A 26,574-nucleotide genomic window follows, 5' to 3' on the forward strand; every position below is an offset into this window, starting at 1 on the left:
AAACCAAACACAGGAAGACATATGAAAACAGTAAAGATCAGCGCCTTAGCTTTAGCAATGGCTGGAGTATTCGCAACAAGTGCACATGCACAGTCAGCAAAGACCAATGCTTGGGAAGGTTTTTATGCTGAGGCAGCAGTAGGATATGCAGCATTTAGCCCAACAGTCACTGGAGCTAGATTGGCTCCCACTGGATATCCTGCTGGGGTTACTGTTCCTGTAGCTACATCTACTACCGATCTAAATACTGCTACTAATAAATTAGGTGTTGGCTATAACTATGGAATTAATGATAAGTTCACCCTAGGTCTTGCTGCAAGCTACGCTATCGGAGCTTCATCGGCTGCAGGCGGAACTTTTAATGCGGGTACAGGCCCAAAGTGGTTTAATTATCAATTGAAGAATATCTGGTCTGTAACCCTAAATCCGGGTTATGTCATCGATAAAGATAGTTTGGTTTACGGCAAGGTAGGTGCAACAGGAAACACAATGGGTTTAAATGGTCAAACTGCAAACTACCAAACCAATAATTTCACGGGATATGTCCTTGGTTTGGGTTATAAGCAAATGGTTACCCAATCTATTTACTTGCTCGGAGAAGTTAATTATGCGAGTCTCAGCTCTAAGACGGCAACATTGGCAACAAGTAGCGGTCCTATAACTGCTAATTTGGGCGGTTCTGGCTACGACTTTATCGTCGGTCTCGGCTACCGCTTCTAGTATTTGTTGTAATCAATTAAGTCAAAGCCCTCTCGTTGTAGAGGGCTTTTTCTTTTTGAAATTAGATGTTGCTGTGTTTAGAATGGATTATGCAGATTTAGTAATCTGACTATAAATAAAAATAATTCGAGACTGAAAATAACTTCATGGTTAATCCTACAAAACCCTGGTTAAAGAACTATCCTGAGGGCGTTCCTCACGAGGTTGACATCTCGGGTTATAACTCTTTGCTTGATATGTTTGAAGAAGCATTTGAGCGTTATCCAAATCGTCAAGCATGTGAGTACCTAGATAAGTTTCTAACGTATCGAGATCTAGACCAACATTCCAAACATTTTGCTTCATATTTGCAGAACTTAGGTCTGGAGCCCGGGTCTCGTATTGCCATCATGCTTCCAAACGTATTGCAGTTTCAGATTGCAATGTTAGGCATTCTTCGTGCGGGATTTGTGGTGGTTAACGTCAACCCACTTTACACATCGCGTGAATTAGAGCATCAACTCAAAGATAGTGGTGCATCAGCCATTGTTATTCTGGAAAACTTTGCACACGTTTACCAACAGATTGCTGCTAACGTTCCATTGAAGCAAACCATCGTTACTTCAATGGGTGAAATGATTGGTCTAAAAGGTGCAATCGTGAACTTGGTTGTGCGCAAGGTTAAGAAATTGGTGCCTGCATGGGATTTACCGGGACACATTACTTTCTTGGCTGCTTTAGCCGATGGTAGTCGTCATCGCTGGAATAAACCTAAGACAACTTTGGAAGATATTGCCTTTTTGCAATACACCGGAGGTACCACGGGATTGTCTAAAGGTGCCATTCTCCTTCACAGAAATATCCTTGCCAATGTCTTGCAGACAGAGCTATGGCTCGAGCCAGGATTAAAACGTAAGCATGTTGATCAATTGGTATTTCTGTGTGCGCTACCGATGTATCACATCTTTGCGTTAACGGCCTGTTCAGTTCTAGGGATGCGCAAGGGCGGTCTGTTAATTTTGGTTCCCAATCCTAGAGACTTTGATGGTTTCATCAAGCTTTTGCAGAAGCACCCCAATATCAATATCTTCCCGGGGGTGAATACTTTATTTAATGCGCTCATGCATAAACCCGCATTTGCTGCAGTGAAGTTCCCTAATATTTTAGCAACTATCGGTGGTGGTATGGCTATGCAAAAGGTCGTCGCTGATCAATGGCAGGCTATGACTGGTGCACCTATTGCAGAAGGTTATGGCCTCTCAGAAACTTCTCCTGTAGCTTGTGTGAACTCCCCATTAATAGAGAGCTTTACAGGCTATATTGGTCTGCCAGTTCCAAGCACCGAAGTGCAAATTCTGAATGATGATGGTGTCGAGGTGCCTTTTGGAACGCCTGGTGAGATTTGCATTCGGGGTCCACAGGTGATGGCTGGTTACTGGAATAAGCCAGAAGAAACTAAGAATGTGATGACGCCTGATGGATTCTTTAAGTCGGGTGATATTGGCATCATGAATGCAGATGGACTAACGAAGATTGTTGACCGCAAAAAAGATATGGTTCTAGTCTCTGGATTCAACGTTTACCCAAATGAAGTGGAAGAAGTGCTGTCGCTCATTCCGGGGGTATTGGAGTGCGCAGTCATTGGCGTGCCAGATGAAGAATCGGGCGAAGCTGTCAAGGCATTCATTGTGAAACAAGATTCGTCCCTCACAGAAGAGGCCGTATTGGCGTTCTGCAAGGAGAATCTCACGAACTATAAACGCCCCAAACATATCGTCTTCCGTGCTGATCTGCCGAAAACGAACGTTGGCAAAATCTTGAGACGTGAATTACGAGATTTATAAAGCATCCAAGAAATCGGCTTGATAAGAGAGGTGCCCTAACTTTTAGGGGCGCTCAACTTGTAAAGGCTAGTCATTTAAAATACATTTTTAATTACATATTAGTAAAAATATTATCGTGATTCTTTGGCTTAAATCTTTAATGTTTTATCTATTTGGTTTCACTTCGGTGACCCTTTATGCCTCAGTCATTATTCTGGCGATCCCATTTACCAGTCGACATACTCGCTACAACATCGGCGTAGCTTGGTGTCACTTGATCCAGAATGTGTTGTCAGTCTTGTGTGGCATTCGGTCAAAAATTGAAGGCTTGGAAAACATTCCAAAAGATCCCAATAAGCCATTAATTGTTTTGGGTAAACATCAGTCTGCCTGGGAAACCTTTGTATACCCAGCAATTTTTCCTAAAGAGCTTTGCTTTGTATTCAAGAGAGAGCTCTTATACGTGCCATTCTTTGGATGGGCTTTGTCTTCGCTGCGAATGATTCATATCAATCGTGGCGATCGTGAAAACGCAAGAGCAGCAGTTGCTGCTCAAGGCAAGGTAGTATTGAAGGAGGGTAGATGGATTGCGATTTTCCCAGAGGGCACGCGCACTCCACGTGGATCTTTTAAGCCTTATCGTAAGGGCGGTGTGCGCCTTGCTATTAGCACGCAAACTGATATTCTGCCGGTGGCGCAAAACTCTGGTGCTATATGGCCGAGAAAGACATTTCTCAAGAAGCCCGGATTAATCACGTTGTCCATTGGACCTGTGATTTCTGTTCAAGGCAAAACTGAAGAGCAGTTGCAATTAGAAGTAGAGGCTTGGATTGAAGGTGAAATGCGCCGACTAGATGCGTCAGCTTATGTAAACCAATAAAAGTAAAAGTACTGGTTATTTCACTTCATCTTCTTGCGTATATATAAAGTCTTCGTAATACGCGCAACGACATCTTCTTCCTTGTCTTTAACATCCACAACAAAGTCTTTGTAGATTTTATTGCCAGGCTCTGCAGCGCTGATGATGTCATCAATTTCTTGTTGAGTGACTTCAAAGGAGGCATGCACAGTGCCTTTACCAGGCTTAAGAAATTCAATCTTCGCCGCTTGATCCCAAACGATGTAGCCCTTGCCGATATTCTGCGACACCATCATCATGAAGAAGGGGTCAGTCATTGCAAATAGACTGCCGCCAAAGTGAACACCCACGATATTGCGATTCAATAAGCCATGCTTTAGGCGAACCTTGGCATGCCTAAAATCTTTCGAGATTTTTTCAACAGTAATTCCAGCCCCCAGAAACGGAGGCCATAGATTCATTCCTCTGCGAAGTAGATTGGCATTAATCACTGAATCAATTTCTATTGATTTTTACTTCGACTGCGGCGTCTTGCCAATCATCTTGGCTGATCTTAAGAAATCAAAATCCACACCTTGATCTGCCTGCGTCACGGTATCTAGAAAAAGCTTTTTATACCCACGCTCGGCAGTTGGGGTAGTAATAGGGTTATCTTTCATGCGCTTGGCAAGTTCTTCATCCGAAATCAGTAGGCTAATCTCCCGATTTTTCACACTCAATCGAATGCGATCACCGTTGCGTACTTGCGCTAAAGGGCCGCCAATTGCAGATTCAGGTGTAACGTGCAACACAATCGTGCCAAAGGCGGTACCACTCATACGTCCATCAGAGATGCGTACGATGTCTTTCACGCCAGCTCTTGCTAACTTCATCGGAATTGGGATGTAACCCGCCTCAGGCATGCCAGGAGCACCTTTAGGTCCAATATTCTTTAATACCAAGATATCGTCAGCAGTGACATCCAAATCTGGACTGTCAATGCGGTTCGCTAAATCAGCGGCATCTTCAAAAACTACGGCACGACCTTCATGCTCCATCAACTTCTCATCGGCAGCAGACTGTTTAATGATGGCGCCACCGGGTGCAAGATTGCCATGCAATACAGCAATACTACCGCGTGGATAAATAGGCTTATTAAAAGGACGAACGACATCTTGTTTAAAACTAGGAAGAGCCGCATCAATTTCTTCGCCGAGTGTTCTGCCTGAAACGGTCATTGCATCTAGCTTCAATAATGGCTTGAGCTCACGAAGCAGGGTAGTCATACCCCCTGCATCATGAAAGTTCTCCATGTAATGATCGCCGGAAGGTTTTAAATCCACTAGAACCGGAGTCTCATCACCCATCTTATCAAGGGCATCCAAATCAATCTCAAGCCCCATGCGTCCTGCAATCGCTGCAAGGTGAACAATGCCATTAGTGGAGCCGCCAATGGCAAGTAAAACGCGCATTGCATTTTCAAAGGCATCAGCAGTTAAGATTTTGTCGATCGTTAATCCCTCTTTAGCCATCTTCACTGCACAAGTGCCAGTTTCTTCCGCGATACGGATGCGATCTGCAGTTACTGCTGGAGGGGTTGCGCCACCAGGAACGGTCATACCCAGCGCTTCTGAAATGCAAGCCATGGTGCTGGCTGTACCCATTACAGAGCAAGTGCCAACGCTGGCAACTAACTGATTGTTTACCTCATCCTTTTCTGCTGCATCGATTTCACCGGCACGGAATTTACCCCAATAGCGACGGCAATCTGTGCAGGCGCCAACACGTTCGCTACGATGTGATCCGGTTAGCATTGAGCCGGTAATCAGTTGAATAGCAGGTAGTCCAGCAGAGGCTGCGCCCATCATTTGTGCAGGAACTGTTTTATCGCAGCCGCCAATCATGACGACGGCATCCATCGGCTGAGCACGCAACATCTCTTCGGTGTCCATCGACATCAAGTTGCGTAGATACATTGATGTAGGAGAGGAAAAACTCTCATGAATGGAAATCGTAGGGAAATCCATTGGTAGACCACCAGCTAACATCACACCACGCTTTACTGCTTCAATTAATTGCGGCATATTGCCGTGACAGGGGTTGTATGCACTACCGGTATTAATAATGCCAATTACAGGGCGATCCAGGGCACCATTGGTGTAGCCAGCACCTTTAATAAAAGCCTTGCGTAAAAACAATGAGAACCCTTTGTCGCCATAGCTTGTTAAGCCCTTGCGTAAGCCGCTTTCAGTAGGATCTTTTGGTTTATTGCCCATGAATGTCTCGTATCTCTTATCAATGTTCTTTCACGTGATTGTAGCGACGGAATGACTTGTTTACCTATAGTCCGCCGCCCCAGCGGTATTGCCACGAAATACCCAGGGCATCATAGCTATTGTTTGTTCTGGAGTAGACTCCCGTGCTCCCAGTAAGCCGTATAGAGTTGTGCTTATTAATGGGGTAGGACAGAGTGCTCCCAAATCGCCAATTTTCTTGAGATCCATTGATCGGCATACCATTGACATGCGATTGACCACCCATATAGTAAGTTGCATCCGCTGATATCCAGGCTTGGTTCTCGAAATAGTAAATCACATGCGTTTCAGTGGAGTACATGGGATTTTGGGATAGCGTATTACCGCCCATAAAGTTCGTATTGTTGGTATAGATTGTGGCCATTCCTGCAAGTTCTAAACGCCAAGGACCAATAGCTTGTGAAGCCCCGATACCCGGTTGAATAACGGAGCGATTAGCGCCAACGTTGAGCATTTGATCGCTGTTGTATTTGCCCCATGGAATAGAGGCAGCAAGGCTGGCCCCAACAATCAAGTCTTGTTGATAAGTCTTGAACTCATCCAAGGAAAGTGCAGGAGCGCCATATAAGTTGGCAGAGACTTTAATAACAGGATCGGACAAGCCTTCTGCAGAAGCATTCATGCTCTGAGAGCCTATATTGCCTGACCCCGTTAGCTGCGCATAGGGCAATAAAAGACTAATCCTACCGGATTGCCCAAAGACATCGATGATGCGGGTGATATTGGCTGCCTCGGTAGTAAGTCGATAGGAGCCACTTTTAGCTTGAGCAATACCACCGGTAAGGAAGTTAATTCCAATCGGCGAATTGGAATACATGCGTGCTTCAATTTCTTGGGCAGACGCTTGTTGGCAAAAAATTCCAAACAAGCATAGCCAAAAAATTCTCACGCAATGAAAGGATGACAATTATTTTTTGGAGCCAAACAGGATTTCTAGCGTGGCTGTGTTGCCTAATGCTTGATTGACGCCCATAAAGATTAAATAGGGCCAAACAATGAGCCAGTAGAGAATGGACATGGCAAGAATTCTTAATGGATCGCCATGACCAAAAGCTCCCATAGATGCGATAAAAGTCTTCCCATGCATCAAGCCATCTACACCAGCCTCTAAAAAGTTCAAAGCAATTACAACGATGATGTAGATAATGGATTCAAAAACAAGTGAATTAACGATGCCATGTTCCTTATTCACCTTAATTGGATAAGCCGCTTGCGCAATCAACATGAACTTTGCTGATATACCGGCCTTGATTAGTGCAAAACCAAAAATTGAGAGCGGAATAGGGCGCTCTTCTAAAGCTGTGGCAGCCATAAAAGTAATTGCGCAGAACCAAGCGCCAAAATAAAGCGTTAATGCGAATGCTTTTTTGGCTTCCTCTTTGAACTTTTCTTTAAGGTTACGATTTTTGGTGTTGCTCGCAGCAGCGTTAGTCATCAAAGCACACTTTCAAAGAAAAAAGATTACTCGCCACAAGTGGCGCAAGATCCAGATGTTTCAACAGGAGCTGGTTCTTGTGTATAACGAGCAATAAAGGCATGTTTGCTAGTCATTGGGATCTTGAGCCATACAAAGTGACCAGAGCCTGGCGCAACATCAACAGGCTCGCCATTCACATTCCACATTTCTGACAACACTACATCGGTGTTTCCGTTGGGTTCGATAATCTCAATTTTATCGCCAACAGAAAAGCGATTCTTGACATCGACCTTGACGCGACCGTTAGCAGAATCCATATCTACAGTTTCGCCGACATATAAGCTGCGACCAGATAATGAGTGGCCACGCATATACAGTTGATACTCTTTATCATGATGGCGTTCATAAAAACCATCGGTATAGCCTCGGTTAGCCAGGCCTTCTAACTGACCTAATAAAGCGGTATTGAATGGTCTGCCCGCTACAGCATCATTGATTGCGGCTCGGTAGGCTTGCACGGTGCGAGAAACGTAATAAGGGGACTTGGTGCGTCCTTCGATCTTGAAGGAGTCGACACCCATCTTCGTTAAGCGCTCAATATGCTCAATAGCGCGCAGATCTTTGGAGTTCATGATGTAAGTGCCATGCTCATCTTCTTCCATGGGCATCAAATCATCGGGGCGGCGAGCTTCTTGTAGGAGTACGACATCACCGCTACCATTTTGCTGTCCTGGCTTCACTTTGTAGTCCCAGCGACAGGCATTGGTACAAGCACCTTGGTTAGAGTCTCGATGTGACATATAGCCTGATAATAAGCAACGGCCTGAGTAGGCAATACACAGAGCGCCATGAACAAAGACTTCCAGCTCCATTTCTGGGCAGTCTTGACGTACTTCTTCGATTTCATCAAAAGAGAGTTCGCGAGACAGAATTACTCGGCTGATACCTACGGAACGCCAGAATTTTGCTGAAGCCCCATTGACGGTATTGGCCTGAACTGACAAATGAATTGGCATATCTGGCCAAGCATCACGTGCCATCATGATTAAACCAGGGTCAGACATGATTAAAGCATCTGGCTTTAGTGCAATAACCGGATCCATGTCTTTGATGTAGGTGCGTGTTTTGCCGCCGTGCGGCAATAAGTTTGAAACTAAATAAAACTTCTTGCCTAATTCATGGGCAGCATCAATTCCTTGCTTGAGAACTTCGATCTTGCCAAAGTCGTTATTGCGAACCCGCAATGAATAACGTGGCTGTCCGGCATAAATGGCATCGGCGCCAAAATCAAATGCAGTTTGCAGCATATTGAGGCTGCCAGCTGGAGCAAGTAGTTCAGGAATCTTAGTCATGGGCTCTATTTTAGTGTGCTTAGCCCCAATTTGGTTTATGGCTGTGAGTGCCGTGAATATGCTATCTCAGGCCCTTGCGTGGGGATTGTGTAAAGAAAAAGCCCCTAAATCTCTTTAGGGGCTTCACTTATTTGGCTCCTCGACCTGGGCTCGAACCAGGGACCTACGGATTAACAGTCCGGCGCTCTACCGACTGAGCTATCGAGGAATAAGCCGATATTATAGCAAGATGAAATCACTTCTTCCCACTTCTGTGCAGATCCCCAAAGTGCTGACCATTGCTGGGTCCGATAGTGGCGGCGGGGCAGGGCTTCAGGCTGACCTCAAGGTCATCACGGCCTTGGGTGGCTATGGAATGTCTGTGATCACCGCAATTACAGCTCAAAACACCCTGGGGGTCACGCGTATTCAAGATGTGGATCTTGATGTAGTAGAGGCGCAGATTGACGCTGTATTAATGGATATTGGCGCTGACATTGTCAAAATCGGCATGCTAGCCAGTCCAGAAATTGTCAAAACGGTTGCTAAATCTTTACGCAAACATGGTGTAAAGCGAATAGTCCTTGACCCTGTTTTGCGTGCCACCTCTGGTGCAAGTTTAGGTGGTGACGATACTGCTCAAGCGATGATCGCTGAATTATTTCCAATGGCAACACTCATTACACCAAATTTGGATGAAGCTTCTTTATTGTTGGGTCGTGAGATTAGTGGGCCGAATGATTTCAAAATAGCCGCAGAAGAATTGCTCGAAATGGGACCGCAAGCAGTCCTGATCAAAGGCGGTCACTTAGATAGTACGCATACCCAAATTACAGATTACTTAATGTGGCGCACGATCGAAGATGGTCTGGAGGTAGTTCAAACAAAAGAGTTTAAGCACTATCGCGTGAACACTGTGAACACTCACGGCACAGGATGTTCTCTAGCATCTGCAATTGCGACTTATCTCGCAGATGGCCATGATCTCGCTCATGCGGTTGCTAAAGCCATTGCTTTTGTTGAGGCCGGCTTAGAAGCAGGGCGCTTCTTAAGTATCGGTGAAGGTCCTGGGCCTTTGTGGCATATGCATGACTTTTACCCAACAGCATTGTTGGATGAAAACGATAAGTGCTAATAAATTAAATGCCAAGAAAGATAAGTGCGCTAAAAGATTTAAATCAATCGCTTTAGGCCTGCATTAATTCTTGAAGATGTTTTACTGCCGCCTTTGGATCTTTTGCTTGGGTAATGGCCCTCACAACGGCGACAGACCCCACACCACTTTTGGCAACCGCATGAATGCTTTCTTGATCAATGCCACCGATAGCCACCAAGGGGTAGTGACTCATTAACTTGGCGTACTGATATAAGCGTCCCAGGCCTTGAGGTGCAGTGGGCATCTTCTTTAAATTTGTTGGAAAAACTGCACCCATCGCAATATAGCTTGGGCAAAAGCGATCGGCATGGGCAAGCTCTGCATAACCATGAGTGCTAATGCCTAGTCTTAATCCTTCCCCACGAATTTCTTCAAGGTTGGCGTCAACTAAATCCTCTTGACCTAGATGAACACCATAAGCCCCCGCATCAATAGCTTCTTGCCAGTAATCATTGATGAAAAGTAGCGTCTTGCTATCTTTTGCAGCGGCAACGGATTCTTTAATTTGTTTTCGGATCTTCGCTTTCTCGTCCGATTTGAAGCGCAGTTGCACAGTTGGAATCTCAGCATCGACCATGCGCTTTACCCAGTCGGCATCGGGCATGACGCCATACAAACCCAAACGCTTTGGGCACTCCTTAAAGGCATTCGGATTCATATTGCGAGTCCAGGGCAGCAAATCAAAATGCTCCGGTCTACTCGGCCACTTAAAGGGATTAAAACCACCATCTTGCAAAGTCATGCGTGACCAGGCTTTACCAAGAATTCGGGCATCAGATTCTATAAAACCCATTTCAATGCTGGCTAATGCACCTGCTAGTTCGTAATGATCAACCGCCACCTCGTTATCAATTAATGGGGGTGGATTGTGTAGGTTATAGCTTGGAATCGGAATGCACAGATCATCGTTGCGATGTGCTGCCACGATTTGGTCTGCTAGGTCACGAATGAGGCTCATAGAATCAGTGTACTTAAGTTTGATGCCAAAATGGCGTACCCACCAAAGGCGTACTGGCTTGAGCAGATTCTTGTGGCTTCATGGCGCCGGATACATAGGCAGCACGGCCCGCATCTACCGCCATGGCAAATGCCTTTGCCATGGCCACAGGATCGTTAGCAAGTGCCACTGCAGTATTGAGCAGGACACCATCAAAGCCCCATTCCATCACAGTGCAGGCATGGGATGGAAGACCTAAGCCCGCATCAACTAAGAGCGGGACTTTCAAACGGTCACGCAAGAGTTTCATAGCATAGGGATTTAAAGGTCCTTGCCCAGTTCCGATGGGTGCCGCCCATGGCATGACTGCCTGGCAACCTGCGTCCACTAATCGTTGACACAAAATAAGATCTTCAGTGCAATACGGCAAAACTTTGAAGCCATCTTTAATGAGGATTTCTGCAGTTTGTACTAATCGTAGAACATCGGGTTGTAAGGTGTAGTCATCACCGATTAGTTCAAGCTTGATCCAATCCGTTTCAAAAACTTCACGCGCCATTTGTGCGGTGGTAATCACTTCTTGTGGGCTATGACAACCGGCGGTATTTGGTAAAACTGGTACAGCCATCTTTTTGAGTAAATCCCAAAAGCCGCTATGCGCTTCAGCAGTCGAGGTACCTTGGCGACGCAAGCTTACGGTAATCATGGCAGGATTGGAGGCTTGAACAGCATGCTCCAACACCTGAGGGGAGGGGTAGCGTGAAGTACCCAATAACAAACGGCTGGCAAAGCTCTCGCCATAAAGAACAAGAGTGTCAGCGCTGTTAAGGTTGCTCGGTAAGGGTGCGTTCATTTCAACTTCATTCTTATATTTATCTGCATCAGCCACCGGTAACTGGGGCAATCACTTCAATTTGGTCATTTTCCTTTAAGACAAACTCGGTATGCTTAGTTTTGGGTACAAAATGCAGATTCACTGCGACAGCATAGGGCGGTTTGGCGTTAATTAAGGCTAGCGCATCACTCACCAAGCTCTGGCTCGGAAGCTCATAGGGGACTTGATTAACAATTACGCGCATACAGCATCTACCTGCTTAGTGTTATGAGTAATAGTCAAACCTAATTCCAATGCAGTCTTGCTTGTACCTTGCGCTAAAAGCTCTAGGGCGCAATCGAGCACCGCAGGGGAAATCATAAAACCATGGCGATATAGGCCATTGATCATGATCAAATCAGCCAACCCTTTTTCTTTTTGAAACCGTATTTCTGGGAGATTGTTTTTCAATGTGGGTCGACATTGCGTTGCCATTTCTAAAATTCGGGCTTCAGCAAAGCCGCTATGTACCGTGTATACGGAGCTCAGTAACTCCATAGCAGAGCGCACACTCATTTCTGAGAGATCATCAGATTCAATCTCAGTAGCACCCACTACATAGACATCATTTTCTTTGGGAGCAATATAAATCGGGTAGCGTGGATGGATTAAACGCGTTGGGCGACGCAACTTCACCTCTGGGGCATAGAGTCTAACTACTTCACCACGTACGCCCCGTAAGGCATTGGGCTGCTCACCAGTAGACCAAGACTCTTTAGCGCCGGTACCACGACAATCAACCACCGCTCTGTAACAGCTTTGTTTTTTTAGCTCTTGTGGGTCAACTTCTGTATGCCAGTGGCAATTCACCTTCAATAGCGTTAATTCATTAGCAAGTGCATCTAATAATTGACGATTATCTAGCTGCCCTTCGTTGGGTAAATATAGCCCCTGAGTAAATCTGTCGGCAACACCAGGCTCAAGTTCACGCAAGGCTTCATTGCTTAACTTTTGCGGCGCACTGAGGTCGGAGTTCGCACGACAATTCTTTTGTAAATGCGCAGTAAAACGTTCTGCTTCACTAGCGTCTTGCCTATGCCAAAGAATCAGCGTGCCGTCTTGCTGAAAGTACACTGGGCGAGACAAATCTGAAATCAGTTTTTTCCAGCGCGGTAGGCTGTATAAACCCATTCGCACAACAGAATCTTCCGTGATAGCAGACTCTGCCAAAGGCGCCAACATCGCTGCTGCAATGCGTGCGGCAGCATGAGAACCATCGGGTCCGCCCTTGTCAAAAAGGTCAACCTGCGCACCTTCTTTTGCAAGTGCAAGTGCAAGCAGGCGACCCATGAGGCCGCCGCCAACAATTGCGTACTTACTTTTGGAGAAGCTTTCGCTCGTCATATTTATCTTTTAGTTATGTGACTTACTGATAAATTTCACTACCGCGTTTGCGGAACTCTGCAGACATTTCTTCCATGCCTTTAGAAGCGTCAGCTACTTCAGTAATTGGAATGACTTTAGCTTTAGGGTTGCCATCAGCATCTAAGGTCGCTGCGTAGTCACGTACCTCTTGGGTGATTTTCATGGAGCAGAACTTCGGACCGCACATTGAACAGAAGTGAGCGATCTTTGCACCTTCAGCTGGCAGAGTTGCATCGTGATACTCCCTGGCGCGTTCTGGATCCAAGCCTAAATTAAATTGATCTTCCCAACGGAACTCAAAGCGGGCTTTAGACAATGCGTTATCGCGTACTTGTGCGCCAGGTAAACCTTTAGCTAAGTCAGCGCCATGGGCTGCGATCTTGTAGGTGATGATGCCTTCGCGTACATCTTCTTTATCTGGCAATCCTAAATGCTCTTTTGGTGTGACATAGCAAAGCATGGCAGTGCCGTACCAACCAATTTGCGCTGCACCAATGCCGCTGGTAATGTGATCGTAACCAGGAGCAATATCTGTGATCAATGGTCCGAGGGTATAGAAGGGCGCCTCTAAGCAATGTTTCAGCTCTTCGGTCATATTTTCTTCAATGCGCTGCATAGGTACATGACCAGGACCTTCAATCATCACTTGCACGTCATGTTTCCATGCCTTAGCAGTCAATTCGCCTAATGTATGGAGTTCACCAAACTGAGCAGCATCATTTGAGTCTGCAATGCAACCAGGACGCAAGCCATCACCCAAACTAAATGACACGTCATAGGCTTTCATGATTTCACAAATCTCATCAAACTTCGTATAGAGGAAGTTTTCTTTGTGGTGAGCTAGGCACCACTTAGCCATGATGGAGCCGCCGCGAGACACGATGCCGGTAATGCGGTCAGCCGTAAGTGGGACATAACGGAGTAATACGCCCGCATGAATAGTAAAGTAATCCACACCTTGTTCGGCTTGTTCAATTAAGGTGTCGCGGAACATTTCCCAAGTGAGGTCTTCTGCAATGCCGCCAGTCTTATCTAATGCTTGATAGATGGGAACGGTGCCAATCGGCACTGGAGAGTTGCGAATAATCCATTCACGGGTTTCATGAATGTGCTTACCGGTGGAAAGATCCATGATGGTGTCAGCACCCCAACGAATAGACCAGACCATTTTTTCTACCTCTTCGTTAATGGAGGAGGTCACTGCAGAGTTGCCGAGGTTGCCGTTAATCTTCACGCGGAAGTTACGACCGATAATCATGGGCTCTAGTTCAGGATGATTAATATTGGCGGGAATAATGGCGCGGCCAGCGGCAATCTCAGAGCGCACAAATTCACCGGTAATGATGTCAGGTAGATTGGCGCCATAGCCTTTGCCAGGATGTTGCTTGAGGAGTTGCTTATAAGCAGGGTCTTTGCGCAGTTGCTCAAGCCCCATCGATTCGCGCAAGGCAATGTATTCCATCTCTGGAGTAATGATCCCTTTGCGGGCGTAATGCATTTGACTTACGTTGTGACCAGATTTAGCTACGCGTGGGGCGCTGATGTGTGAGAAGCGTAAGTTTTGGGTTGCTGCATCTTGTGAACGCGCAACGCCGTATTTAGAGCTAGGGCCTGCTAATTGCACTGTGTCGTTGCGTTCTGCTATCCAGGCGTCACGCAATCTTGGCAAACCTTTTTCGAGATTGATGACAACATCAGGATCACTGTAGGGGCCAGAAGTGTCATAAACAGGAACAGGCGGGTTTGCCAATAACTCTTCGCCAACGCGAGTGGGGAGTTGCTCAATCATCCGGATTGGCGCTTTGATATCAGACCTTGAACCCTGGAGGTAAGTTTTTGTTGAAGCTGGGTAGGCAAACTTTTGCCCAAAGTCACGCTCTAAACTTTTTAAACTCGGAATCTCGTGTTTAGCGTTTTTTGTTGTGGTCTTGCCTGTACTCATGTCCATCTCCTAGCTGGTTTAGATGGACGAAACCGGGTGTCGGTCTGATGTAACTCCCCACGCCAGCATTATCTGGATCGGGTTCTAGGGTCTTTCTCAGCGCCTTCAAGCAAAATCGCAATAAAGGGCACCCCTGTTTCATCCTTAAGGAGAATTTAACCACGAATTGGTTGTTTAGAGGGTGACAGCAGTTAAGCTAAGCGCCAACGAATCAATTGGCTTGAAATCAGTTATTTATTGCGCCGCAATATGAAGTCTGCAGTTACAAAAGCAGCATCAGAGGTGAACTCGTCAGCCAAAATTCTTGCAGCAGCTTCTGGAAGTGGGATTTCAATAAATCCACTGACTTCACCATCGTGATTGGTGGGGACAAAATTATCGGCGAGCTCTAAGTCATAAACGTAGAGCTGTTCATCATGAAAGCCTCTTCCTGGTATTGGACGACGCATATGAATGCGGCCTACAGGTTCAATCTGATCGGCAATCTGATCCGGGACGCCAGCCTCTTCCCAAAGTTCACGACGCGCACTGACCCAGGGTGTTTCGTCGGCAGTGATACCACCAGCGGCTAAGTTATCTAACTTACCGGGGTCGGTAGGTTTCGTCTCGCTACGTCTGCCCAACCAAATCGTATTGCCTTGAGTGTAACCATTGATATGAGTTGCCATACTGCGAAAGCCAAAGGTGCGAAACGCAGCGCGCTCCATGCGAAAGTATTTATGACCGTTTTGATCAATCCATGCAAAATCTTCATTACGCCAGCCTGGAATAAATCCACCGAGACGCATACGATTGGCCAATTGATACAGGCTGTTTGATAAATCCTTGGGCTTACTAATGCGAATAGTGAGTTTGTCATGACCCATTTCAATCAGCGGAATAGATTCTTTTTGCAATGACGTTTGCAAGTAGGATATGAACTCTGGATTGAGATGTCCAATTAGCTGGTCACCAAGCACGCCGCGGGATAAGTAAATTGGCAGGTAATCTGCTGGAGCAGGGCGCGCCGTATTCTGGAGCATTTCCTCAAGGGCGGCTAGCGTGCTGGTAGAAAGGCTGGACATGGCCCTAAGTGTAAGGGAAGTTAGGCTCCTGCGCCCTAAGTCAAGAGTCGCCATAGCACATAATTTCAATTTGTATAAATAAAAATTTGTCAGAAAGTACGGAAAACAGAGGAATACTTCTTGCACACAAATTAGGCAAGCTAGGTCAACCTATACAAATCTGTGACTTACGAAAACTTTTGTGGATTTATCCACAAGGCCTGTGGATAAGTGGCAAGAATTTTTTGGTCCCGCCGACAGGAATCGAACCTGTATCCCACGCTTAGGAGGCATGTGCACTATCCATTGTGCTACGGCGAGATGCTAAAAAATATAAAGTGTGGTAGCGCAATTCTAATGAATTACCAACCACAAAGCGCCCAAACTTGATTGGTTACTGCCACCATCATATCTGGTGCGAAGTACAGTGAAAAAACAAACAGTAAAACAAACAACGCAAATCCGTAGGAAATGATTTTCCAGATGGATGTTTTTTTCTTAAGCATTTGCTGCTCGATGAATAGCACGTTCTTTTACGGGAAGATTCACTAAGAAGGCAAATACACCTAGTCCAATAGCAATTTCCCAAACAATTAAATACGAACCTGTTTGATCAAACAAATAACCGCCTAAGAAGGCTCCGCAAAAACTACCCAGTTGATGCGAGAAAAAAATCAAACCAGAAAGCATTGTTAAATACTTAACCCCAAAAATTTGCGCCACGATGCCATTGGTAAGTGGAATGGTTGAGAGCCATAAGAATCCCATGATGGCTGCAAAGATGTAGGTGCTCATCGGCGATGGCGGCAGTAGTAAGAATGCCGTGATGGCAATTGATCGCCCTATATAAATTGCAGACAACAAATAGCGCTTCGGAAAGCGTTGTCCCAATATTCCGGAGCTATAGGTTCCAAAGATATTGAAGAGGCCGATTAAGGCCAGGGCAGTCGTGGCGACTACTGGCGCCCCAACAGCTGGATAGCTTGAGGAGAGGTCTTTTAGGTAGGGCGCCAAATGAACGGCAATAAACACCACCTGGAAGCCACAAACAAAATACCCTAGAGTTAGATAACGAAAGCTTGGATTGCTGATGGCTTCTTTTAATGCCTGCTTGATCGTCTGATCACCTAGGTTATGGTTGTGGGTGAAATTCTTTTCACGCAACATAAAAGCAGTTGGAATCATCAGGCTCGCCATTAATGCCAACATCAGAAGTGCATCTTGCGTGCCAAATATACTGAGCAATCCTTGTTCGGCGGGAATCATCAGAAATTGCCCAAACGAGCCAGCGGCAGCAGTAATGCCCATTGCCCAAACCCGTTTTTCCGGTGATACATTGCGACCCAAGATGCCATAAACCACGCTATAGGTCGTTGCAGTTTGCGCCAAACCAATGAGCAATCCACCGGCTAGGGTGAAGTTCATCACGTCGGTAGAAATGGCCATGCCTGCTAAACCCAGGGCGTACAAAATGCCGCCGGCAACCATAATTTTGAATGCCCCGTAACGATCAGCCAGCGCTCCAGTGATTGGTTGCACAGCTCCCCAGATCAGATTCTGAAGGGCAATCGTCAGCGCAAAGGTTTCTCGACCCCAACCATTGGCTGAGGTAATGGGTAAATTAAAGAGTCCAAAGCCATGACGAATGCCCATAGACAGCGTGACCATGAGTCCGCCATAGATGAGGACATCCTTGATAGAAAGCCCTGCTTTGGAAGTGAGCGTGGTCATGGTTTAAATAACTCCCTTGATGCGCAGCTCTTCTATTGTTTTGTTATCCAATTTGAGGCGCTCATGCAGGATCTCTTGTGTATGCTGGCCCAGAGTGGGCGGCGCCATGCGTACTTCTGTTGGCGTCTTCGATAAACGCATCGGGCTTGCAACCAGCTTCATGTTGCCCACCGTTGGATGGGGAACATGAATTTGTACGCCGCGATGAATGACTTGCTCATTATCAAAAACTTCTTTGAAGTTATTGATTGGCCCGCAAGGAACATTAGCTTTCTCAAGCAATTCAATCCATTCACCTTTGGTCTTCTTGCGAGTCATTTGTTCTAAAAGCGGAATCAGTTGCTTACGATGTTCTACGCGTTGAGGGTTGCTTACAAAGCGTGGGTCATCCGCCAGCTGAGACTCGCCACCCGCGGTCACAAAATGTCGGAATTGGCCATCGTTGCCTGCAGCTACAATCATCCAGCCATCTGAAGTCGGGAAGGTTTGATAGGGAACAATAATTGGTGAGGCGTTACCCCAACGCTTTGGCACTTCACCAGAGGTTAGGTATGCGCTAGATACATTAGCCATTACGGCGATTTGTGTATCTAAAAGCGACATGTCAATGTATTGACCTTCGCCCGTGTGGTCACGATGAACGATGGCTGCAAGAATAGCGGTGCTGGCATACATGCCAGTAAAGATGTCCGCGATTGCAACACCAGACTTTTGTGGGCTGGCACCTTCAAAGTCTTGCGCTTCACCAGTCACACTCATGAAGCCGCCCATACCTTGAATAATGAAATCGTAGCCAGGACGGTGAGCGTAAGGTCCGGTTTGCCCAAACCCTGTAATTGAGCAATAGACTAGGTCTGACTTCACTTTTTTAAGGCTCTCATAATCAAGCCCGTATTTAGCGAGATCTCCTACTTTGTAGTTCTCGATAACAACATCAGACTCCGCTGCCAGCTTACGGATGAGTTCTTGCCCCTCAGGCTTGGCAATGTCAACGGTAATGGAGCGCTTATTGCGATTAATGCAAATAAAATAGGCAGATTCAGCTGTTTCCAGGCCATTGGCGTCTTTGGCAAAGGGAGGGCCCCAATGGCGGGTGTCGTCCCCAACCCCTGGTCTTTCGACTTTGATGACATCCGCTCCTAAATCCGCTAGATTTTGAGCGCACCAAGGACCAGCCAAGACTCGGCTAAGGTCTAAAACGCGAATATGACTTAAGGCTCCCATCCCCTAATTTTGGCATGGATGACAGGGGAATTCCTGAAAAATTCGGTCTAGATCTCAGACATGACTACAATTTGCGCGCATGGCTACCCGTAAAACATCCGAATACAGCGAATCGTCGATTCAGGTCCTAAAAGGACTAGAACCAGTCCGTCAGCGGCCTGGAATGTATACCCGTACTGACAATCCGCTCCACATCATTCAGGAGGTTCTCGATAATGCCTCCGATGAGGCCTTAGGAGGATTTGGCAAACAAATCATCGTCACCATGCATACCGATGGTAGTGTCAGCGTCGAAGATGATGGCCGTGGCATTCCAGTTGGGATGCATCCTACTGAAAAGTTACCGGTAGTTGAGATTGTTTTTACCCAGCTGCATGCTGGTGGTAAGTTTGAAAAAGGCACGGGTGGTGCATATGCATTCTCTGGTGGCTTGCATGGTGTTGGCGTTTCTGTAACCAACGCTTTATCTAAGAGATTAGAAGTTACTGTTTGGCGCGATGGCCAAATGTCAACATTGACCTTTGCCGATGGCAAGGTAATTGAAAAACTAAAATCGATTGCCGCTTCAAAAGAAGATAAATCACACGGCACGCGTGTTCGCGCTTGGCCTGATGGTAAGTACTTTGATAGCTCAGTTATTCCAATGCCGGAGCTCATCCGCTTATTGCGTTCTAAAGCTGTTTTGTTGCCTGGCGTAAAGGTAACCCTGATTCAAGAAAAAACGGGTGATACCCAGACTTGGCAATACGCACAAGGTTTGCGTGGCTATTTAAATGAAGCAATTGCACAAGCAGGCCATGGCGCAGAGGTAATTCCCCCATTTGAGGGTGAGCAATACGCTACTGGTAGCGGTGATGATGATTCCTTCGCTGAAGGTGAGGGCGCAGCTTGGGTTGTTTGCTGGACTGAAGATGGTGCGCCAGTGCGCGAGAGTTATGTGAACTTGATACCAACGCCAGCGGGCGGTACACATGAAAGTGGTTTGCGTGAAGGTCTATTTAATGCTGTCAAAGGCTTTATAGAAATGCATGCATTACAACCCAAAGGTGTGAAGCTGATGCCTGAAGACGTATTTGCACGCGCTTCCTTTATTTTGTCTGCCAAAGTACTGGATCCACAGTTTCAGGGTCAGATTAAAGAGCGACTTAATTCACGTGATGCAGTGCGCTTAGTTTCGGGTTACGCAAAATCTGCACTAGAGCTTTGGTTAAACCAGCACGTGGATTACGGTCGTAAGTTAGCAGACCTAGTGATTAAGCAGGCCCAAGCCAGAACCCGCGCAGGCCAAAAGGTTGAGAAGAAGAAATCATCTGGTGTGGCGGTGCTTCCAGGAAAACTCACGGATTGTGAGAGCCAAGATATCAGCATGAATGAAATCTTCCTGGTGGAGGGCGATTCTGCGGGCGGCTCAGCCAAAATGGGTCGCAATAAGGAATATCAAGCCATTCTCCCGTTGCGCGGCAAGGTGCTCAATACCTGGGAAGCGGAGCGTGATCGCTTATTTGCTAATAATGAGGTGCATGACATTGCAGTAGCGATTGGCGTTGATCCACATGGTCCGAATGACAGCCCAGATCTTTCTAATTTGCGCTATGGCAAAGTTTGCATTCTTTCGGATGCGGACGTTGATGGCGCACATATTCAGGTATTGCTGCTCACTCTTTTTTATAAACACTTTCCTAAGTTGATTGAGTTAGGTCACGTACACATTTCGAGACCACCTCTATTTAGAGTGGATGCGCCAGCACGTGGCAAGAAACCAGCCCAGAAGATCTACGCGCTTGACGCTAACGAGCTACAGGCGATTGAAGATAAGTTGCGTAAGGATGGTGTTAAAGAAACAGCATGGCAGATTTCCCGCTTTAAAGGCTTGGGAGAGATGAGTGCAGAACAGCTTTGGGATACCACTTTAAATCCAGATACTCGACGCTTACTACCGGTAACGCTTGGCGCTTGGACTGAAGACGAAACATTTAAAACAATGGATATGTTGATGGGTAAATCTGAATCTGGCGCACGTCGCGATTGGCTTGAAGAACGCGGCAATGAAGTGGAGGCAGATATCTAATGGCAACCAAAAAGACTCCTGGGAAAAATGCACCAGCAGAGCAAGCGGATCTATTTTCAAGTCCAGTAGAGGAAATGGAAGTAGTTGAAGTCAACGAGGCTTCAGCCAAAGTTGCGTCTTCTGATGGCGGTTCCGGCACTCATGATCCTAAAACCGTTGAATTAAATGAGGACGGTAAAGACAGTCTAACCCTTGCAGTATATGCAGAGCGCGCTTATTTAGATTACGCCATTAGCGTAGTCAAAGGTCGTGCGTTACCTGATGTATCAGATGGTCAAAAGCCTGTACAGCGCCGTATCTTGTTCTCCATGAGCGAAATGGGCTTACGTGCCGATGCCAAGCCCGTAAAGAGTGCTCGGGTTGTGGGCGATGTCCTCGGTAAGTTCCATCCGCATGGTGACCAGTCCGCTTACGATGCTTTGGTTCGTTTAGCCCAAAGCTTCTCATTGCGTTATCCGTTAATTGATGGCCAAGGTAACTTTGGCTCCCGCGATGGTGATGGCGCAGCAGCAATGCGTTATACCGAGGCACGCCTTACCAAGATTGCTAGCTTATTGTTGAGCGAGATCGATGAAGGTACGGTAGATTTTGCGCCCAACTATGATGGCTCATTCCAGGAGCCTAAATTATTGCCAGCTCGTTTGCCATTTGTATTGCTTAATGGTGCGTCTGGTATTGCTGTAGGTATGGCAACGGAGATTCCTTCACACAATTTGCGTGAAGTCGCTACTGCTGCTGTTGCTTTAATGAAGTCTCCAAAGATCAGTACGGCAGAATTACTAGAGATCATGCCTGGACCTGACTATCCCGGTGGCGGTCAAATTATTTCTTCAGCAGCAGAAATCGCCCAGATTTATGAGGCAGGGCGTGGCAGCATTAAAGTGCGCGCACGTTGGTCGGTTGAAGAATTGGCTCGTGGTCAATGGCAAGTTGTCGTCAATGAGTTGCCGCCAGCCACTTCTTCTCAGCGAGTTTTGCAAGAGATTGAAGAGATCACTAATCCCAAGGTAAAGGTTGGCAAGAAGACCTTAACTCCTGAGCAAAATAACCTGAAGTCGACTCTTCTCAATGTGCTCGATGGGGTTCGGGATGAATCCAGCAAGGATGCTGCAGTGCGTTTGGTATTTGAGCCTAAGAGCAAAAATATTGATGTAAACGAGTTTGTTAACCTCTTATTGGCACACACATCATTAGAGTCCAATGCGCCGATGAATTTGGTGATGATTGGCAATGATGGTCGTCCGCGTCAAAAAGGTCTCAAAGAAATCCTGTCCGAATGGATTGCCTTTAGGGTGACCACGGTTACGCGCAGAACCCAACATCGCTTGGGTAAAGTCAAAGACCGCATGCACATATTGGAAGGGCGCTTAACCGTACTTCTGAATATTGATAAGGTTATCAAGATCATTCGCAATAGTGATGAACCTAAAGCTGATCTGATTAAAGAATTCAAGCTAAGCGATCGCCAAGCTGAAGATATTTTGGATATTCGTTTGCGTCAGTTAGCTCGCCTAGAGGGCATCAAGATTGAGCAAGAGCTTAAAGAGCTTAAAGCTGAGCGTGATGACTTAGAAGGTTTATTGCAGAGTGATGCCGTCTTGCGTAAGCGCATCATCAAAGAAATTGAATCCGATATGAAGGATTTCGGTGATGATCGCCGTACCCTCATACAAGAAGATAAACGTGCTGTTGCTGAGACTAAGGTCATAGATGAGCCTGTCACAGTGATCGTTTCGCAAAAAGGCTGGGTACGTGTGCGTCAAGGACACGAGCATGATGCAACTCAGTTCGGCTTCAAGGCGGGCGATGCTTTATATGCAACCTTTGAAGTTAGGACAGTAGACGTCATTCAGGGTTTTGGTAGTGATGGACGTGTGTATACCGTACCTGTTAGCGAGTTACCGGGCGCACGTGGTGACGGTTCTCCATTAACCAGTTTTGTGAACTTGGCTGCTGGATCACAAATGGTTGCGTATTACGCTGGTCAATCGGATGATTTGGTGTTGCTTTCTACCAAAGCAGGTTTTGGTTTCTTGGCTAATGTAGCTGATATGACTACGCGCAACAAAGCAGGTAAATCATTCTTAAGCATGGATGCCAAGGTTCCTGGTAATGCCCCTCTGGGTGCGGCCAAAGTGATGCCCGGAATGAAGCAAGTTGCTTGTTTGTCAGAAGCTTCGAAATTGTTGGTCTTCCCGCTGGATGAGCTCAAACGCTTGCCAACTGGCGGTAAGGGTGTGATTCTGATGGGTCTAGATGATAAAGAGTACTTGGCATCAGCTATTGCTGTAGGTTCCGATGGTGCGACGTATTCAGGTGCTGGTCGTGCTGGTAAGCCAACCGAACTTAGCTTAGATGCTAAAACCTTAAAGTCATTTGCAGGTAATCGCGCACGTAAAGGCCACTTTGTCGAACCCCGCTTGAAAGATGGCAAGCTAAAAGCCAACTAAGTTGGCTGGCTTAATTTTTCTTCGGAATACTTAAGCCATATTTCACCGCAATCACTTCTGCCAGAATCGAAACAGCGATTTCTGGTGGAGTGAGGGCGCCAATATATAGCCCAACAGGGCCATGTAATTTATCCACCTGTTCTTGAGTGACATCAAATTCCAGTAAGCGCTCCTTGCGCTTCTGTGTATTTTTGCGGCTTCCTAATGCACCCACATAAAAAGCTGGCGACTTCAAGGCTTCCATCAACGCCATGTCGTCGAGCTTGGGATCATGTGTGAGAGCAACAACGGCCGTATGAGAATCTACGCCAATGTCCAATAAGACATCATCTGGCATGCCTTGAACAAAGGTAATGTCAGTGCGATTGAGGCCTTCCGCATATTCTTCACGGGGGTCAATCACAATAACCTCAAAGTCGGATGCCAATGCAAAATCTGCCGTATATAAGGAAAGTTGACCTGCGCCAATAATCACCATGCGCCAACGCGGACCATAGGTGGTTTGCATAAGCTCTTCCGTACAAGCAAATTCATCATTACGATTACCTGAGGTGAGGGTGGACTTGCCTGTAGATAGGCTCACAGAGCGACGGATTATTTGATGGGCGCTAATTTCCCGCAGTAATGTTTCCAATACCGCCAATTCGGGTCTAGGCTCCACCAATAGTCGTAAAGTTCCCCCGCAAGGCAAACCAAAGCGCGCCGCTTCTTGTTGCGTTACTCCATAGACCACCATTTCAGGGGTGTCGCGCGTGAGAATTTCGGTTTGCACTCTACGGATCAAGTCGTCTTCAACACAGCCCCCTGAAACGGAGCCCGAAACCTGGCCATCAGCACGGATGGCAAGCCATGAGCCCACTGGACGGGGGGCTGAGCCCCATGTCTGCACAACAGTTGCAATGGCAACGGACTGACCCGATTGGAGCCATTCAACGGCAGACTTGAGGACGCTTAAATCAGTGCTATTCATACGTTTTTTCTTCTACGTTTTCTTTGAATACTATTAATAACTATTTATTATCACTCTAATGACCCTTTCTAGCGATCCCTCTAAAACCTCAAGATTGCGCCTAGCTGTATTGATCCTGGCTGCAGGCGAGGGTAGTCGTTTGGGTGGATATCCAAAGGCCTTGTTGAAAAAGGAATCGGGCAGTTTGTTAAAGCGCTTGATCGAATCATCACAAGGTTTTGCCCCCATCGAAACATTGGTCGTTACTGGCTTTTACTCAGACGAAATAGAAGCTGAAATTCAGTCTATTCAACAGAGTGTGCTTAGCCCAATTACCTGGGTCAGAAATGCAAATCCCGCAGCAGGTCAGTCCACATCCGTAAGGCTTGGTCTTGAGTCGCTAAAGAGTGATTACGATCTTGTCTTGATTGCTTTAAGTGATCAACCTAATATCGGAACATCAGAGATCAAATCGCTACTAGAGCAATTTAGTCAACATTCCTTACAACATGAAATTGTATTGCCTGTGGTCAACGGCCAGCGCGGTAACCCAGTATTGTTCTCGAGAGAGGTTATCCAAAAGATCTTAGAGATACCTGGAATGGCCTGCAGACCCTATATGGATCAGCATCCCCAGCTCGTGAAAACTTATGAGACGGATAATGATGCTTACATTTTGGATGTCGATACACATGACGACATCCAAAAGCTTGGGCTCAATTAAATCTCAGCTATCAATTCGATTTCAACACACGCCCCAAGCGGAATCTGTGCGACACCAAAAGCACTGCGCGCATGTTTACCTGCCTCACCAAATACCTCGAAGAGTAATTCTGAGCAGCCATTGACTACCAGATGTTGTTCTGTATAGCTCTCTGTAGAGTTCACTAAACCCATGACTTTCACAATACGCTTTACTTTGTCTAGCGAGCCTAAATGATTTTGTAGCGTCGAGATTAAATCAATTGCAATGGAGCGAGCAGCTGCTTTGCCGGTCTCAGTATCCATGTCTTTGCCAAGCTTACCGACCCATGGCTTGCCATCACGTTTAGCAATGTGGCCCGAAAGAAAAATGGTATTGCCGGTGGTGGTCGCCATGACATAGGCGGCTGCAGGGGGTCCTGGTGGAGGTAAATCAATTCCAAGGGTTTTGAGACGGTCGCTAATGTTTGTAGTCATGATGGATATGAAGTTGGATTAAGAAATATATTTGAATTTGAAAAGTAGATTGAAAACTTACTTGGAAAGTTGTCGCATGGCGCTTTCAAGCCCATTTAAAGTTACTGGATACATACGATCTTTCATCAAGTTTTGCATGATATCAATCGATTGGCGATATTGCCAAATGGACTCGGGCTCCGGATTGAGCCAAGCAAAATGTGGAAAGTGATCAATCAGTCGATTGATCCAAACGGCGCCCGCTTCCTTGTTGTTGTATTCAACCGAACCATTAGGGCTGAAAATTTCATAGGGTGACATCGTCGCATCACCAACAAAGATCAATTTATAGTCAGGACCATATTTATTAATAATGTCTTGCGTTGGGGTTACTTGATCTCGTCTGCGGCGATTGCTTTGCCATAGATTTTCATAAACACAGTTATGAAAATAGTAGTGCTCAAGATGTTTAAATTCCGCTTTGGCAGCAGAGAACAGTTCAGCAATGCGCTGAATATGATCATCCATAGAGCCACCAACATCCATCAGTAGCAATACCTTGACTTGATTATGTCGCTCAGGTCGCATTTGAATATCTAGCATGCCAGCATTGGCTGCAGTTGAATGAATCGTTTTATCTAGGTCAAGCTCTAGAGTGGAGCCTTCGCGAGCAAAGCGACGCAGACGTCGTAAGGCTACTTTGATGTTGCGAGTGCCTAAGGCTAAATCGCTGTCGTAATCCTTGAATTCACGCGCCTCCCAAACTTTGATTGCCGTTCTATTGCCAGCACTCTCACCCCCGATGCGAATACCTTCTGGGTGATAGCCGCTATGACCAAAGGGTGAGGAGCCGCCGGCACCAATCCATTTATTGCCGCCACCGTGCCACTCTTTCTGCTCTTTTAAAAGCTCTTCAAGACGCTTTCTTAAGGCATCTGGCCCTCCTAGTTTCTTGAGGGCGGCTTTTTCTTCATCGGTGAGAACGCGTTGCAATTTTTTCTCAAGCCAATCAAGTGGGATATCCGGTGAAAGGGCAATAATTTTCTCAACCCCGTTAAAGTAAGCGCCAAAAACTTGGTCAAAGCGGTCAAAGTGCTGCTCATCTTTAATCAATGTCATGCGTGACAGTTGATAAAACTCATCAATAGATGGATTAATGACGCCTGATTTCAAAGCCTCCATGAGTGTTAAAAACTCTCGCACTGAAACAGGTACCTTAGCCTCTTTCAGATTTAGGAAGAATTGAATCAACAT

Annotated in this window: 23 protein-coding genes, 2 tRNA genes and 1 riboswitch; of the genes, 7 read left to right on the plus strand and 18 right to left on the minus strand. The window is 46.3% G+C overall.

Annotated features, from left to right (window positions below):
- Positions 1-21 precede the first annotated feature (21 nt).
- From ICV36_RS04535 to ICV36_RS04545, 3 genes are all read left to right on the plus strand, one after another.
- Entirely contained in the window at positions 22-720 is a 699-nt protein-coding gene (locus tag ICV36_RS04535) for an outer membrane protein (RefSeq protein WP_215401394.1), read from the plus strand.
- 146 nt (positions 721-866) lie between these two features.
- The gene (locus tag ICV36_RS04540; protein WP_215401395.1) at positions 867-2,543 is read left to right on the plus strand and encodes a long-chain-fatty-acid--CoA ligase; all 1,677 of its coding nucleotides are present in this window, start codon (positions 867-869) and stop codon (positions 2,541-2,543) included.
- A gap of 118 nt (positions 2,544-2,661) precedes the next feature.
- Positions 2,662-3,402, plus strand: coding sequence for a 1-acyl-sn-glycerol-3-phosphate acyltransferase (locus ICV36_RS04545; protein ID WP_215401563.1), 741 nt, complete (start codon positions 2,662-2,664; stop codon positions 3,400-3,402).
- Between the two features lie 20 nt (positions 3,403-3,422).
- Here the strand turns inward: ICV36_RS04545 and ICV36_RS04550 are convergent, their stop codons facing one another.
- The 6 genes from ICV36_RS04550 to ICV36_RS04575 form a co-directional block, all read right to left on the minus strand.
- Positions 3,423-3,842, minus strand: a complete 420-nt coding sequence (locus ICV36_RS04550; protein ID WP_215401396.1) for a DUF4442 domain-containing protein — start codon at positions 3,840-3,842, stop codon at positions 3,423-3,425.
- Positions 3,843-3,893: 51 nt separating this feature from the next.
- A complete protein-coding gene (locus ICV36_RS04555; protein ID WP_215401397.1) occupies positions 3,894-5,636 on the minus strand; it encodes an IlvD/Edd family dehydratase in 1,743 nt (580 codons plus the stop codon).
- A 64-nt stretch (positions 5,637-5,700) separates the two neighbouring features.
- Positions 5,701-6,543: a transporter gene (locus tag ICV36_RS04560; protein WP_251375091.1), complete on the minus strand. Its 843-nt coding sequence runs from the start codon at positions 6,541-6,543 to the stop codon at positions 5,701-5,703.
- Positions 6,544-6,582: 39 nt separating this feature from the next.
- The gene (locus ICV36_RS04565; protein WP_215401399.1) at positions 6,583-7,110 is read right to left on the minus strand and encodes a hypothetical protein; all 528 of its coding nucleotides are present in this window, start codon (positions 7,108-7,110) and stop codon (positions 6,583-6,585) included.
- Between the two features lie 26 nt (positions 7,111-7,136).
- Positions 7,137-8,444 (minus strand): U32 family peptidase, encoded by a 1,308-nt coding sequence (locus ICV36_RS04570; RefSeq protein ID WP_215401400.1) that lies wholly within the window; start codon positions 8,442-8,444, stop codon positions 7,137-7,139.
- Positions 8,445-8,576: 132 nt separating this feature from the next.
- Positions 8,577-8,652: transfer RNA gene (locus tag ICV36_RS04575), tRNA-Asn, on the minus strand.
- Positions 8,653-8,673: 21 nt separating this feature from the next.
- Here ICV36_RS04575 and thiD point away from each other — a divergent pair.
- Positions 8,674-9,558, plus strand: coding sequence for a bifunctional hydroxymethylpyrimidine kinase/phosphomethylpyrimidine kinase (gene thiD / locus ICV36_RS04580; RefSeq protein ID WP_215401401.1), 885 nt, complete (start codon positions 8,674-8,676; stop codon positions 9,556-9,558).
- A gap of 52 nt (positions 9,559-9,610) precedes the next feature.
- On the opposite strand, the gene thiE is transcribed toward thiD, so the two are convergent.
- The 9 genes from thiE to ICV36_RS04625 all read right to left on the minus strand — a co-directional run bounded on the left by thiE (position 9,611) and on the right by ICV36_RS04625 (position 18,695).
- Positions 9,611-10,537, minus strand: coding sequence for a thiamine phosphate synthase (gene thiE, locus ICV36_RS04585; protein ID WP_215401402.1), 927 nt, complete (start codon positions 10,535-10,537; stop codon positions 9,611-9,613).
- A 13-nt stretch (positions 10,538-10,550) separates the two neighbouring features.
- Positions 10,551-11,369 (minus strand): thiazole synthase, encoded by an 819-nt coding sequence (locus ICV36_RS04590; RefSeq protein ID WP_215401403.1) that lies wholly within the window; start codon positions 11,367-11,369, stop codon positions 10,551-10,553.
- A gap of 28 nt (positions 11,370-11,397) precedes the next feature.
- On the minus strand, positions 11,398-11,595 hold the full coding sequence (thiS, locus tag ICV36_RS04595; protein WP_215401404.1) for a sulfur carrier protein ThiS: 198 nt from the start codon (positions 11,593-11,595) through the stop codon (positions 11,398-11,400).
- Positions 11,586-12,734 carry an FAD-dependent oxidoreductase gene (locus tag ICV36_RS04600; protein WP_215401405.1) on the minus strand — a complete coding sequence of 383 codons (1,149 nt, stop codon included), beginning with the start codon at positions 12,732-12,734 and terminating at the stop codon, positions 11,586-11,588. The genes thiS and ICV36_RS04600 overlap by 10 nt, the downstream gene beginning before the upstream one ends.
- A 22-nt stretch (positions 12,735-12,756) precedes the next feature.
- The gene (gene thiC, locus ICV36_RS04605) at positions 12,757-14,697 is read right to left on the minus strand and encodes a phosphomethylpyrimidine synthase ThiC (protein ID WP_251375093.1); all 1,941 of its coding nucleotides are present in this window, start codon (positions 14,695-14,697) and stop codon (positions 12,757-12,759) included.
- Between the two features lie 37 nt (positions 14,698-14,734).
- Positions 14,735-14,842, minus strand: a riboswitch (TPP riboswitch).
- Between the two features lie 85 nt (positions 14,843-14,927).
- Entirely contained in the window at positions 14,928-15,761 is an 834-nt protein-coding gene (locus ICV36_RS04610) for an NUDIX hydrolase family protein (protein ID WP_215401406.1), read from the minus strand.
- A gap of 225 nt (positions 15,762-15,986) precedes the next feature.
- Positions 15,987-16,061, minus strand: a tRNA-Arg gene (locus ICV36_RS04615).
- Positions 16,062-16,238: 177 nt separating this feature from the next.
- Complete coding sequence (locus ICV36_RS04620) at positions 16,239-17,471, minus strand: MFS transporter (RefSeq protein ID WP_215401407.1); 1,233 nt, start codon at positions 17,469-17,471, stop codon at positions 16,239-16,241.
- Between the two features lie 3 nt (positions 17,472-17,474).
- Positions 17,475-18,695 (minus strand): CaiB/BaiF CoA-transferase family protein, encoded by a 1,221-nt coding sequence (locus ICV36_RS04625; RefSeq protein ID WP_215401408.1) that lies wholly within the window; start codon positions 18,693-18,695, stop codon positions 17,475-17,477.
- A gap of 79 nt (positions 18,696-18,774) precedes the next feature.
- Between ICV36_RS04625 and ICV36_RS04630 the strand changes: the two genes are divergently transcribed.
- Together ICV36_RS04630 and parC are read left to right on the plus strand one after the other, a co-directional pair.
- Positions 18,775-20,763, plus strand: a complete 1,989-nt coding sequence (locus ICV36_RS04630) for a DNA topoisomerase IV subunit B (protein WP_215401409.1) — start codon at positions 18,775-18,777, stop codon at positions 20,761-20,763.
- Positions 20,764-20,837: 74 nt separating this feature from the next.
- Positions 20,838-23,213 carry a DNA topoisomerase IV subunit A gene (parC, locus tag ICV36_RS04635; protein WP_215401565.1) on the plus strand — a complete coding sequence of 792 codons (2,376 nt, stop codon included), beginning with the start codon at positions 20,838-20,840 and terminating at the stop codon, positions 23,211-23,213.
- A gap of 10 nt (positions 23,214-23,223) precedes the next feature.
- Here parC and ICV36_RS04640 read toward each other — a convergent pair whose 3' ends face one another.
- The gene (locus ICV36_RS04640) at positions 23,224-24,183 is read right to left on the minus strand and encodes an XdhC family protein (RefSeq protein ID WP_215401410.1); all 960 of its coding nucleotides are present in this window, start codon (positions 24,181-24,183) and stop codon (positions 23,224-23,226) included.
- Positions 24,184-24,241: 58 nt separating this feature from the next.
- Between ICV36_RS04640 and ICV36_RS04645 the strand changes: the two genes are divergently transcribed.
- Positions 24,242-24,886, plus strand: a complete 645-nt coding sequence (locus ICV36_RS04645; RefSeq protein ID WP_215401411.1) for an NTP transferase domain-containing protein — start codon at positions 24,242-24,244, stop codon at positions 24,884-24,886.
- Here ICV36_RS04645 and ICV36_RS04650 read toward each other — a convergent pair.
- Together ICV36_RS04650 and ICV36_RS04655 are read right to left on the minus strand one after the other, a co-directional pair.
- Positions 24,883-25,341, minus strand: a complete 459-nt coding sequence (locus tag ICV36_RS04650; RefSeq protein WP_215401412.1) for a RidA family protein — start codon at positions 25,339-25,341, stop codon at positions 24,883-24,885. The two genes, ICV36_RS04645 and ICV36_RS04650, sit on opposite strands and share 4 nt — an antisense overlap.
- A 57-nt stretch (positions 25,342-25,398) precedes the next feature.
- Entirely contained in the window at positions 25,399-26,574 is a 1,176-nt protein-coding gene (locus ICV36_RS04655; RefSeq protein WP_215401413.1) for a VWA domain-containing protein, read from the minus strand.

Source organism: Polynucleobacter sp. MWH-UH35A, from assembly GCF_018687075.1.
Classification (GTDB): domain Bacteria; phylum Pseudomonadota; class Gammaproteobacteria; order Burkholderiales; family Burkholderiaceae; genus Polynucleobacter.